The organism is Gammaproteobacteria bacterium (assembly GCA_011682695.1).
GTDB lineage: Bacteria > Actinomycetota > Acidimicrobiia > Spongiisociales > UBA4744 > BMS3Bbin01.
The window spans coordinates 1-11,416 of sequence record JAACED010000065.1 but is presented as its reverse complement, the minus strand read 5'-3'; the positions used below and the strand labels follow the sequence as shown (position 1 = coordinate 11,416).

The 11,416-nt window shown below is 63.3% G+C and carries 11 protein-coding genes and 1 tRNA gene; 2 read left to right on the top strand and 10 right to left on the bottom strand.

Going from position 1 to position 11,416, the window contains the following annotated elements:
- Positions 1-94: 94 nt before the first annotated feature.
- The 6 genes from prfA to GWP04_10780 all read right to left on the bottom strand — a co-directional run bounded on the left by prfA (position 95) and on the right by GWP04_10780 (position 6,701).
- Positions 95-1,174, bottom strand: a complete 1,080-nt coding sequence (gene prfA / locus GWP04_10805) for a peptide chain release factor 1 (GenBank protein NIA26040.1) — start codon at positions 1,172-1,174, stop codon at positions 95-97.
- A 1-nt stretch (position 1,175) separates the two neighbouring features.
- Complete coding sequence (locus tag GWP04_10800; protein ID NIA26039.1) at positions 1,176-2,060, bottom strand: DUF1385 domain-containing protein; 885 nt, start codon at positions 2,058-2,060, stop codon at positions 1,176-1,178.
- 75 nt (positions 2,061-2,135) lie between these two features.
- A complete protein-coding gene (gene rpmE / locus GWP04_10795) occupies positions 2,136-2,372 on the bottom strand; it encodes a 50S ribosomal protein L31 (GenBank protein ID NIA26038.1) in 237 nt (78 codons plus the stop codon).
- A gap of 11 nt (positions 2,373-2,383) precedes the next feature.
- Positions 2,384-3,925: a transcription termination factor Rho gene (locus tag GWP04_10790; protein NIA26037.1), complete on the bottom strand. Its 1,542-nt coding sequence runs from the start codon at positions 3,923-3,925 to the stop codon at positions 2,384-2,386.
- 143 nt (positions 3,926-4,068) lie between these two features.
- Positions 4,069-5,421, bottom strand: coding sequence for a threonine synthase (locus GWP04_10785; protein NIA26036.1), 1,353 nt, complete (start codon positions 5,419-5,421; stop codon positions 4,069-4,071).
- Positions 5,418-6,701, bottom strand: a complete 1,284-nt coding sequence (locus GWP04_10780) for a homoserine dehydrogenase (GenBank protein NIA26035.1) — start codon at positions 6,699-6,701, stop codon at positions 5,418-5,420. The genes GWP04_10785 and GWP04_10780 overlap by 4 nt, the downstream gene beginning before the upstream one ends.
- An 86-nt stretch (positions 6,702-6,787) precedes the next feature.
- Between GWP04_10780 and lysA the strand changes: the two genes are divergently transcribed.
- Together lysA and GWP04_10770 are read left to right on the top strand one after the other, a co-directional pair.
- Complete coding sequence (gene lysA, locus GWP04_10775; protein ID NIA26034.1) at positions 6,788-8,059, top strand: diaminopimelate decarboxylase; 1,272 nt, start codon at positions 6,788-6,790, stop codon at positions 8,057-8,059.
- 45 nt (positions 8,060-8,104) lie between these two features.
- A tRNA-Arg gene (locus GWP04_10770) sits at positions 8,105-8,176 on the top strand.
- Between the two features lie 72 nt (positions 8,177-8,248).
- On the opposite strand, the gene GWP04_10765 is transcribed toward GWP04_10770, so the two are convergent.
- The 4 genes from GWP04_10765 to hemH all read right to left on the bottom strand — a co-directional run.
- A complete protein-coding gene (locus GWP04_10765) occupies positions 8,249-8,449 on the bottom strand; it encodes a hypothetical protein (GenBank protein ID NIA26033.1) in 201 nt (66 codons plus the stop codon).
- On the bottom strand, positions 8,446-9,159 hold the full coding sequence (locus tag GWP04_10760) for a hypothetical protein (GenBank protein NIA26032.1): 714 nt from the start codon (positions 9,157-9,159) through the stop codon (positions 8,446-8,448). The genes GWP04_10765 and GWP04_10760 overlap by 4 nt, the downstream gene beginning before the upstream one ends.
- Positions 9,160-9,272: 113 nt before the next feature.
- Positions 9,273-10,589 carry a protoporphyrinogen oxidase gene (gene hemG, locus GWP04_10755; GenBank protein ID NIA26031.1) on the bottom strand — a complete coding sequence of 439 codons (1,317 nt, stop codon included), beginning with the start codon at positions 10,587-10,589 and terminating at the stop codon, positions 9,273-9,275.
- Positions 10,586-11,416 (bottom strand): ferrochelatase (hemH, locus tag GWP04_10750; GenBank protein ID NIA26030.1); only part of this gene is annotated, 831 nt, incomplete at its 5' end. The genes hemH and hemG, both read right to left, overlap by 4 nt.

Below are 11,416 nucleotides of genomic sequence, written 5' to 3'. Positions count from 1 at the left end.
GTCATCAGTCATCGGTCATCAGGGTGTTCCCACCGCGAGCCGCCGAATCAACTGCTCACTGAAAACTGAACGCTGAAAACTGAAAACCAAGATCTCATTCGCCTTCGGTCAGACGACGAGCCTGCTCATCTGCGGTCAACGCATCGATGAACTCGTCCAGGTCGCCTTCGAGCACCTGGGGGAGGCGCTTGACGGTCAGCTTGATGCGGTGATCCGTGACCCGGTTGTCCTTGTAGTTGTACGTGCGGATCTTCTCGGACCGGCCGCCGGTACCGACCTGCGCCCGCCGCTCCCCTGCGATCTCGGACTGTTGCTCCTCGAGCTGCCGCTGATAGAGACGGGCCCGCAAGATGCGGAACGCCTTGTCCTTGTTCTGGAGCTGGGACTTCTCGTCCTGGCAGCTCACGACCAGGCCGGTCGGCAGATGGGTCAGCCGGACCGCGGAGTCTGTCGTGTTCACCGACTGCCCGCCAGGGCCGCTCGATCGGTACACATCGACTCGTACGTCGGCAGGATCGATCTGGATCTCGACCTCTTCGGCTTCGGGCAGCACCGCGACGGTTGCCGTGGAGGTGTGCACCCGCCCCTGCGACTCGGTCTGCGGCACCCGTTGTACCCGGTGAACACCGGCCTCGTACTTGAGTTTCGAATACGCACCTTTGCCTTTCACGGAGAAGATCACTTCCTTGAAGCCACCGGCCTCCGAGGGCGAGGCCTCCAGGACCTCGGTCGTGAACCCTTGCGTCTCGGCGTACGCCTGGTACATGTGCTGGAGGTCGCCCGCCCAGATCGCGGCCTCGTCGCCACCGGCTGCCGACCGCACTTCCACGATCACGTCCTTGTCATCGTTGGGATCGGTCGGGACCAGAGCGAGATGGAGGTCCCGCTCGAGTCGTTCCATGTCGCTTCGCCGTTCGGCCGCGAGGTTTCGAAACTCTTGCGCGGTCGCAGGATCAGATTCCTGTCGCGCCAGGTCCTCGGCTTCTTCCGCGTCGGTGGCGGCTGCCTTGTAGGCGCTGTACTGCTCCACGATGCGACGAAGTTCGGCGTGCCGCCTGGCCAGACCTGTGTAGCGGTTTCGATCGGAAGTCACGCCCGGCTCGGCGAGTTCCTCCTCGACTCGAGCGAATGCTTCTTCGATCTCTTCCAGCCGCTCGACGAGTCGGTGATCCATCTCAGTTCGCCAGGGCACGAAGCGCTGCAGGACAGACGGGCCCTCGCGCCTTCACTTCCTCGACTTCTTCTGGTTCGAGCGCAGCGAGGAGAGCCGCAACCGCCACCTCCACCTGATCGTCGGCGGGATGACCGGTCGTGAGTTTCTGGAGCCACAGCCCTGGAGCAGCGAGAATGCGGCCGAGGCGATCGCCACCATGAAGGCCAGAGAACTTGAGGATCTCATAGGCAAGGCCGGCGATCACCGGAATCAACACGATCCTGGAGGCAATGAGTTGGACCCAGCCCGGCCGGCCAAGGAGCGTGAACACGACCAGAGAGGCGAACACGACGATCATCAGGAAGTTCGTACCGCAACGCGGATGCTCAGGCGGGTATTTCTGGATCTGGTCGACGATGAGCGGTTCTCCCGCCTCGTAGGCGTGGATCGTCTGGTGTTCCGCACCGTGGTATTCGAAGACCCGACGGATCTCCTTCGACCGGCCGATGCCCCAGACGTAGCCGACGAAGAGCAGTCCGCGCACGATTCCATCGATGAGGTTGAACGAAAACGACGACCCACCGATGTACGGGGTGAGGAACTTGGCCACACCGAGCGGGGCAAGAACGAAAATCAGCAGGACGGCAGCAACCGAGAACGCGATCGTCCCCACGAGCTCCAGTTTCGTGAACTCTTCCTCTTCGTCGGTCACGGCCTTCTGTGCGGACCATGAGAGCGCCTTGAATCCGAGCACGAGTGACTCGTACAGCACCATGACTCCGCGCACGAAGGGGATCCGCGCGGCGCGCGAGCGGGACGAGAGCTTCGGAAGATCGTGTTTCACGGTCTCGATCTCACCGGACGGGACTCTCACCGCGACCGCCCACGAACTCGGGGCTCGCATCATGACGCCTTCGATAACTGCCTGACCGCCAACGGTCGCGCCGGGAGTACGGCTCACTTGTTCACCTCCGAGATGGACCTACTGGTCTGACGCTTCCTCGTCGGTGTGCGTGAAACTCTTGCGGCCGTAACGCTTCTGGAAACGCTCGACCCTGCCGCCCGTGTCGACGAGCTTCTGGCGACCGGTGAAGAACGGATGACACTCGTTGCAGAGGTCGACATGCAGCTCCGGCTTCGTGGAACGGGTTCTGAACGTGTTCCCACATGAACACGTCACCGCCGCCTCCACGTACTTGGGATGGATACCTGCCTTCACAACCTCTCCTCTTACGTAGACCTGGCCACCTCGGCCAGGAAATCTGTGTTGGACCTCGTGGTCTTCAAACGGTCAATCAGCAACTCGAGCGCCGCTCCCGGCTCGAGCGCCAACAGCACCCGACGTAGCTTCCACACCTGCAAAAGCTCCGACCGGTCGAACAACAACTCCTCTTTGCGTGTTCCCGACTGCGAAATGTCAACGGCAGGATAGATCCTGCGATCAGCAAGGCCGCGATCGAGCCGAAGCTCCATATTGCCGGTGCCTTTGAACTCCTCGAAGATCACCTCATCCATGCGAGAACCCGTTTCGACGAGTGCGGTGGCCATGATCGTGAGGCTGCCGCCCTCTTCGATGTTGCGGGCGGCTCCGAAGAACCGCTTCGGTGGATACAGAGCCGTCGAGTCCACGCCACCGGAGAGGATCCGCCCACTCGCCGGTGTGGCGAGGTTGTGGGCTCGGGCCAACCGGGTGATCGAGTCGAGGAGGATGACCACGTCGGTCCCCATCTCCACGAGCCGCTTCGCCCGCTCCAACGCGAGGTCGGAGACCTGCGTGTGTTCCTCGGCCGGACGGTCGAATGTCGAATACACGACCTCGCCCTTGACAGAACGCTGCATGTCCGTGACCTCTTCAGGCCGCTCATCGACAAGCACGACCATCACGTAGCACTCGGGGTTGTTGACCTCGATAGAGTGCGCGATCTCCTTCAACACGGTGGTCTTGCCGGCCTTCGACGGGGACACGATCATCCCTCGCTGTCCTTTGCCGATTGGAGCAATCAGGTCGATGATCCTCGCCAGGCTGTGGTTCGGCATGCCTTCCACTTCGAGTCGAAGCCTGATATCCGGGAACAAGGGTGTGAGCTTGGAGAACTTCGGCCGTTGCCGGGCCTCCTCGGCTGTCATCCCGTTCACGCTGAGGATCCGCGTCAATGCGGGGAACTTCTCCTGTGACCGCGGCGGCCGGATCGGTCCGCTCACCTGGTCCCCCTTGCGCAGTCCGAACTTGCGGATCTGGCTGGCGGAGACGTAGACGTCCAACTCGCCGGGAAGGTAGCCCGTCACTCTGAGGAACCCGTATCCCTCGGGAAGAATGTCGAGGATTCCCTCACGTTGCTCGAGTTCCCCCTCGGGGATCTGGGGCTGGCCACCGCCGGAGGAGCGGCGACGACGACGCCTATTGCGCTGCGCGTCGCTCTGGTGCTGCCCGTCGCCCTGATGCTGTTCACGCTGGGAACCACCGTCATCGGGCCGAGGAGACTCGTCGCCGCCAGGAGTCGAGTCCTGGCCATGATCGGTCGTGACATCGGTTGCTTGACCATCGGCTGTGGCCGCGGGCTCACCGTCGCTGACCGGCTCGGGCGTTTCGACAGGCATAGCCGCAGGAAGGTCGATGGGAGCCGGTTCGGTGCTCACCGCGACCCCGTCGGCATTCAGAATCCGATCGATGAGTTTGGCTTTCTGCAGACCATCGGTCTCGATGCCCACCGCGGCCGCGATGGTGCGGAGGTCCTTCACGGATTTCTCCTGGAGTTCCGATCTCGTGGTCATGTCATCCTTTCAGTCGGGAAGCCGTCATCAGAGGCTCAGCGACGTGCTCTCTCGATGTCTCTCGCCTCTCATGGCACAAAGGAACATCATCGGAGGCTTGGGAACCCAACGCGATCAACGATCGATGCGCCGGGGGTGTGCACTTAGTGTACGGTGGATTCCCCGATCTTCCAAGTACAGCAGTGCCCGATGAACTCTTCTACGGCCTCTGAGTTCGCAGGAAGGACCGTGAAGCGTTCGTCACGGTCGGCAAGGTCGGCGATGCTGGACGGAGTATCCGGCATTCTCCCGATCGCCGCTTCGACGACCTCCGGGAACTTTGCCGGGTGGGCGGTGCCCACAACGATCACCGGAATGTCGCGAACCTCGGCTTCCGAAGCCGCAACGGCGACGGCGGTGTGGGGATCGATCTGTCTACCCCATCTGCGGAAGACCGTACCGATGACATCCACGATCTGATCGTCGGTGAACCAGTGCCCTTCGAAGGACGTGTGACCGAGCCCGGGAATTCCCGCGCCGGCCATCGCATCCGCGACGCGATCTCCATCTCGGTCGAGGAGTTCGTAGACCAGGCGCTCGAGATTCGACGGGATCTGAATGTCCATTGCGGGCGCGACCGTTGGAATCACCTCACTTGGGACAACGGATCCGTCCTCGAAAAAGCGCACGACGCCGCGGTTCACGTTCGTCCCGACGATCAATCTGCGAATCGGAACCCCCATCCGTTTTGCGGCCCAGGCGGAGTAGACGTTTCCGAAGTTCCCCGTCGGCACGGCGACGTCGACTTCGTCGGCACCGACGGCATTCACCGCCCACAGGTAGTACGGGATCTGGCCCATCACCCGCGCCCAGTTGATCGAGTTCACCGACGAGACCGGACGATCCATCCTGATGAGCAGCTCTTTGACGATACGCTGGCAATCGTCGAACGTCCCACCGATCGCGACGTTGTGTACGTTCGCAGCGGTAACCGTCGTCATCTGACGCCGCTGCACATCGGAAACTCTCCCATGGGGATAGAGAATGACGACGTCGAGCGTGGGTCGGCCTGCCACGGCCGCGATCGCAGCCGAACCCGTATCACCAGATGTCGCCCCGAGCACCACATAGTGCTCACCTCGCGTTTCGAGCGCTCGATCGAGTAGCCGTCCGAGCCACTGGAGCGCGTAGTCCTTGAAGGCAAAGGTAGGTCCCCAGAACAGCTCGAGCAGGTATCTCTCGTCACCAAGTTCGGTAATTGGCACAAGGCGATCGAACCCCCCGTACGCGGCGCCGGCAAGCGCCGACAGCTTGTCCGGGTCCCCTGCACCGAACATCCCGCCAACCGCAGCCACAAGGTCCGGATAGGAGAGCCTGCCGAGGTCGCGAAGGTCTCCAGAGTCGAGCTCCGGCCATGTCTCCGGGACGAACAGGCCACCATCACCTGCAAGCCCGCTGAACAGCACATCTTCGAAGGATGCCCCGGCGACCCCACCGCGGGTCGACACATACCTCATGGTTCGTCGCTCTGCACCCGTATCGATGCGGCCACCTCCCGGACCTCGTCAAGGTCCTCCAGCGACGTCACTGCGGCGCGCAAGTCTGCCTCGCGGGCATCGTGAGTGATCAGCAGCAAGGTCGCCTCGTCACCACGCCCCTCCTGCCAGACCGACTTGATACTGACTTCCGCTCTTCCGAACGCTCCCGCGATGTTGGCAAGTACGCCGGGAGCATCGAGAACGTGGAGGCGGATGTACCACTTGGTCGTCGCTTCCTCGAAAGGACAGATACGTCCAGGACCGAAACGGACACGAGGAGTGGCTCGGGGCCCTGCCAGAAGCTCGCGAGCGGCATCGATGATATCGCCGAGCACGGCCGTCGCCGTTGGACCGCCTCCCGCACCGGGACCGGAGAACAGCAACTTGCCCACCTTCGGACCTTCCACGAACACGGCGTTGGCTACGCCCCTGACCGACGCAAGCGGGTGAGTTCTGGGAACGAGGGTCGGATGGACCCGAACCGTGATGCCGTCCTCGTCCTTGTCTGCGATGGCGAGGAGTTTCAGGACATAGCCGAGATTGGCCGCGTAGCCGATGTCCGCTGCCTGAACGTTCTCGATTCCCTCCCGGTACACCTGATCGGTGCTCACAACGGTCCCGAAAGCAAGGCTGGCAAGAATCGCAGCCTTCGCCACCGCATCGGCTCCGGAGATGTCTGCGACCGGGTCGGCCTCGGCGAAGCCTCGAGCTTGTGCCTCTTTCAGTGCCTCTCCGAACCGGACACCATCTTCGGTCATGCGCGTCAGCAGGTAGTTCGTCGTTCCGTTGACGATTCCCATCACGCGCGTCAACGATTCACCGGCAAGCGTCTCGGTGAGTGGCCGGATGATCGGGATGCCTCCACCAACCGATGCCTCAAAGAGCATCGACACGCCGGAGCGCGCCGCCTCCCTCAACAGTTCCGCTCCCCTCGCCGCGACCAGTTCCTTATTGGCCGTGACGACGGGTTTGCCGGCCCGGAGCGCGGCGAGAACGAGTTCGCCGGCCGGCTCCAGACCACCCATCACTTCGACGACGAGTTGCACCTCTGGATCGTCGATCACCGCCCGGGGGTTCGTCGTAATGAGATCGTCGGGGATCGGGAAGGCTCGGGTCTTCGCCGGTGACCGGATCGCCACTCTGCGAACCTGTAGCTCGAGGCCCGTGCGAGCGGCCAGCGCCTCGCGATCCTCGATGAGGCGCTGCAGTAGCGCGCCTCCCACGGTCCCACCTCCAAGGATGCCGATCCCTACGGCCATTGCAGCTCCATGATCGGCGATGGTAGCCACAGAGGCTCTGGTCCATCGAGGCAAATCACACGACACTCCGGTACGCTCGCTCCACGATGCCCGGTCCGCTCCCAGATTTGCTGCTTCCCGACCACGCCGCCGTGACGAACGGGCGTCTTCAGATCGCCGGGTGCGACACACTCGACTTGGCGCGAGAGTTCGGAACACCACTTTTCGTCTACGACGAGGACCACATCAGGGCGCGTTGTCGTGAAGCCGTCGCTGCGTTCGGCGATGGTGTCACGTACGCGACGAAGGCGTTCCTGTGCATGGCGATGGCCCGACTGGCCCATGAAGAAGGAATGTGGCTCGATGTCGCGACCGGAGGGGAACTGGCCGTCGTCCTCGCTGCAGGCGTGCCAGCGACGCGCGTGGTCATGCACGGCAACAACAAGTCCACTGAGGAGCTCGAAACGGCCATGAGCGTGGGCGTTGGACGTCTCGTCGTCGACAACTTCGACGAGATGAACCGTATCGATGCGCTCCACCATCGAGGGCACCCCGTTCCCGAGGTGCTGATTCGGGTCACACCGGGCGTGGAGGCACATACGCACGAGTTTGTGCAGACCGGCCGGGACGACACAAAATTCGGATTCACTGCTTCGACGGGCGCGGCCGACTCTGCGATTCGGCGAGCCGCTGCATCCGAGAGCATGCATCTCGTCGGCCTCCACGCGCACGTCGGTAGCCAGGTGTTCTCCCTCGACGCATTCGCACAGGCCGCACATGTCGTCGCGCGGCTCGCCGCACCATACCGACTCCCGGAACTCTCCCTGGGTGGTGGGCTCGGGATACCGTACGTCGACGGCGAGAACGCACCGACGATCACCGAATGGGCACAGACGCTCAAGGCCGTACTGCACTCCGAAGGCGTCCGCGCACATCTGTCGGTCGAGCCGGGACGATCGATCGTGGCCACGGCCGCGATCACTCTCTACACGGTTGGAACGGTGAAAGAGATCCCGGGCATCCGCACCTACGTGGCGGTCGACGGTGGAATGAGTGACAACCCGCGTCCGGTCCTCTACGGCAGCGGCTACGAGACCTTCTTGCCTCGCGCGGTCGACAGCCCTCGCACTCGAGCGATCAGGGTCGTCGGCAAACACTGTGAATCGGGCGATGTGTTGGTGGCCGAAGGGTGGGTTCCCGAGGACCTGCACGTCGATGACATCCTCGCCACTCCGGTCACGGGAGCGTACGGGCATTCGATGGGTTCCAACTACAACAAGGTCCGCCGGCCGGCCGTCGTCTTCTGCCGGGATGGCAACGCCCGCCTCGTCGTGCGACGAGAAACCTATGCGGATCTGCTGCGACTCGACGTGGGATGAGCGCCCGGCGTACTCGCGCGGGGCGGACGGTAACATGGCGCTCCCGCCCTCGTAGCTCAGGGGATAGAGCGCCGGCCTCCGGAGCCGGGTGCGCAGGTTCGAATCCTGCCGGGGGCGCTTTTTCTTTTCTGGTCAATGCTGGCGTCGCTATGCGACGCCAGCATTGACGAGAAAGCAGTTCGGGAGGGCTCAACGAGCGAAGTAGTGCAGACCGAGCCACATCCAACCGGTCATGACACCGATGCGACCCGAGCGACTGTGCATGATCCTGGCGAGCACGAGTCCTAGCGACGGCATGTCGGACCCCTCGCGAAGGCTCATCAACTGCATCACCACACCGGCGAGCGCAATCAGCGCATAGATCGCGACGGTGATGTCATGGCTACTCACCGTCTCACCAGGTACCACCCGAGCGCCAACCACAGAAACAACGAAATGGACCGACCGACGTGCAATGAGAGAACCGGGTCCATGAGAACACTCAACGTCGGATGCGCATGTGAACCCACCTCGAGAGAAGGCTGAAGGAGCAGATTGGTGAGCTCCCACAGCCCCAGAGCGACGAACACGGTCGCCCACGCCCTTGCGCCTCGACGGCTGATCGGCGCCGGATCGGGTCCCGAGACGACAGGTTCCCGCCACACGAGCACCAATCCCAGAAGCCCCGGCACGACGACCGCGAGCGTTGCCGGCCACGAGTACCGTGAAAAGCCTCCGACGGTCACCGCATAGAGAACCACCACGACCAGTCCGGCGACAGTGCGCTCCGAAGCGTGGGCGGGTTCGGCCAGAGCCTTCTGCACTCCCAAGCGCCTGCCATCTCGCCCGTCGACATCGTCGGCCTGAAACCCAAGACCGTGGCTCGCCGACCCTTCGGAGGAGGTCCGAGCAAGCACCAAACCAACACCGATGAGCAGAATGGCATGAACGGGATTGCCGGCAAGCCCGTCGAAGATCCCGGCAAGGATCAGGATAACGATCACAGGATCCCGCAACGCCCCACTCAGGGCCGTCTGCGAGACTTCCGGCCGAGACGCAGGAACGTCGTCTCGAAGCGACTTTGCCCGATCCTCGCCCGACGCTTCCTCACCTGTCTCCACCGACTCATTGTTGCATTCGGCCACGAACGCTGCCACGCAGTCCGACCGGCCGCCGAGGAGTGGATCACCGCCTCGGTCGGCGAAGGCGGTTCATCCTCGCAGAGAACGTCTCATCACTCCCCTGACAGCACCGAGCCGAGCCGCACGGCGTCCGCCGCGAGTCCGGACAGCCCGATCCCCCGGTATCCCCATCCGGCGACGTGGAGCCCCGGCAGACCGGAAAGCGCCGAATCCAGCTTGTCGAGCCACGCGACGTGTCCCACGTCGTACTGCGGGATGCCCGGCTCCTGACGGATCACCCTGGTCCACGACGGTTGTACCTCGACGCCGCACACCCGGCTGGTCTCCTCGATGAACAACGAGACGAGTTCCTCATCGGAGCGCTCCATCACAACCGGATCGGCAGCGCCCCCGTAGATACCTTTGGCGAGAGTGTGCAGTGAGGGTGCCCGACCGGGGGCGTAGCGGGACTCGAACAGGATTCCCAGCGCATGCACGTCGGCGTCCGGGCCGATGAGCACACCGAAACCCGACGGAATTGGCAGATCTGCGGTCCGACCCCCGATCCAGACGACGACAACCGGTGCCGTCGTTCCCTCGGCGACGATGCCGGAAACGTCTGCTGGGAGGATGCGTGTCGCAGCATGCGGGGGTACCGCGACGACGACGGCGTCGGCTTGCTCTTCGACGGGACCGCGAACGATCCAGCCTTCATCGTCCGGCTCGATCGACGTGACGGGCCACTCGGATCGATATGCCTCGCCGAGGTATGCCGCAAGCGTCCTCGCAACACCGGCCATCCCTTCGGGAGCGACGTGCACGCTTGCCCTCGGGCGCCCTTTGGGACGCTGTCTCATCCGGGCGATTCCGCCTCTGATCATGCTGCCGGCTTCATCCTCGAGTGCGACCATCTTCGGAAACGCGCCACGCATGGAAAGTCGGTTCGGATCTCCTGCAAAGACGCCGTGGGCCATCAGTGTCGAGGCGAGGGCACCGAGTTCGGTGCCGAACCTCCGTGTGAAGAAGCTGCGCATCGATTCGTCGCCGTCCGGCGGCGGGGTCTTGATCCATGGCTCACGACCGGCGCGCAGCTTCGCCTTCCAGGAAACCAGCGGGGAGAGCAAGATCGCCGGAGACTCGGGGATCTCGATCAACCTTCCTCGCGTGAAGACGTACCGTTTCTTTGCGGCTTCCGCCGCCGGCACCATCTCGACCCCGGCAGCTTGGAGGATCGGGGAAAGCTCGGCGTTGGGAAGCAGCACCGAACTCGCCGCCGGTTCCAAGACAAACCCGTCTTCGATAGCGGTACGGGCGACGCCGCCCGGCTCCGGAGCTGCTTCCATCACGGTGACGTTCATACCCCGGCGGCGCAGTTCCACGGCAGTGAACAGCCCTCCCAGGCCGCCACCGACAACAATGACCTTCTTCACAGCGAATCCTCCAGAATGCTTGCGAGCATTGGCCCCACTTCGGGCCGGTCGTTCATGACGTCTGCGCGGATGTACCGGCGAATCCCCGCCTGCTCGGCGATGTCTCGAAAGAGCATGTCGGTCTCGTAGAGCGTTTCGATGTGATCGGAAACGAACGAGATCGGCACGACGACAACTGTCGTGACCCCTTCGGCGCCGAGATCGCGCAGAACCTGGTCGGTGCCCGGTCCGATCCAGCGAACCGGCCGGGTACGCGACTGGTAACCGATCCTCGCGTCGACCCGGTAGGCGAGACGTTGTACCACGCCGGCCACGGTCGCTGCCGTCTCCTCCGGATAGGGGTCACCTCGATCGGCGACACGTTGCGGAAGTCCGTGTGCCGAGAACAGCACGACAACACCGTCGCGCTCACTCTCGGGAAGTCGCTCGATGGCTTCCGATACCAGTGCGGCTTGCACGTCGAGATATGCGGGATGGTCGTGCCAGGTTCGGATGACTTCCAGGGGAAGGTCGATGCCCAGCTCCGTCATCACTCGGCGAAGTTCGGACTCGGACGAGCCCGTCGTGGCCGCCGAGTACTGGGGATAGAGGGGCAGCAGAACCAGGCGATCGACGCCGGATCGAACGAGTTCCCGTACGGCATCGTACGTGTCGGGGCGTGTGTACCGCATCGCGACGGCCACATCGGCAACCCGATCACCGATGGCGCCTTCGAGAGCTCTCACCTGATGACGGGTGATCTCGAGAATGGGTGAACCACCGCCGATGAGCCGGTAGTTCTTCCGGACGAACGGGCCTCTGATCTTGGCTACCAGCCATCCGAACAC

What these genes read in the sequence shown, in the direction of transcription:
- GWP04_10800 (NIA26039.1), bottom strand. Translation starts at nt 2,060, where the DNA reads ATGATGCGAGCCCCGAGTTCGTGGGCGGTCGCGGTGAGAGTCCCGTCC.
- GWP04_10780 (NIA26035.1), bottom strand. Translation starts at nt 6,701, where the DNA reads ATGGCCGTAGGGATCGGCATCCTTGGAGGTGGGACCGTGGGAGGCGCG.
- GWP04_10790 (NIA26037.1), bottom strand. Translation starts at nt 3,925, where the DNA reads ATGACCACGAGATCGGAACTCCAGGAGAAATCCGTGAAGGACCTCCGC.
- GWP04_10785 (NIA26036.1), bottom strand. Translation starts at nt 5,421, where the DNA reads ATGAGGTATGTGTCGACCCGCGGTGGGGTCGCCGGGGCATCCTTCGAA.
- prfA (NIA26040.1), bottom strand. Translation starts at nt 1,174, where the DNA reads ATGGATCACCGACTCGTCGAGCGGCTGGAAGAGATCGAAGAAGCATTC.
- lysA (NIA26034.1), top strand. Translation starts at nt 6,788, where the DNA reads ATGCCCGGTCCGCTCCCAGATTTGCTGCTTCCCGACCACGCCGCCGTG.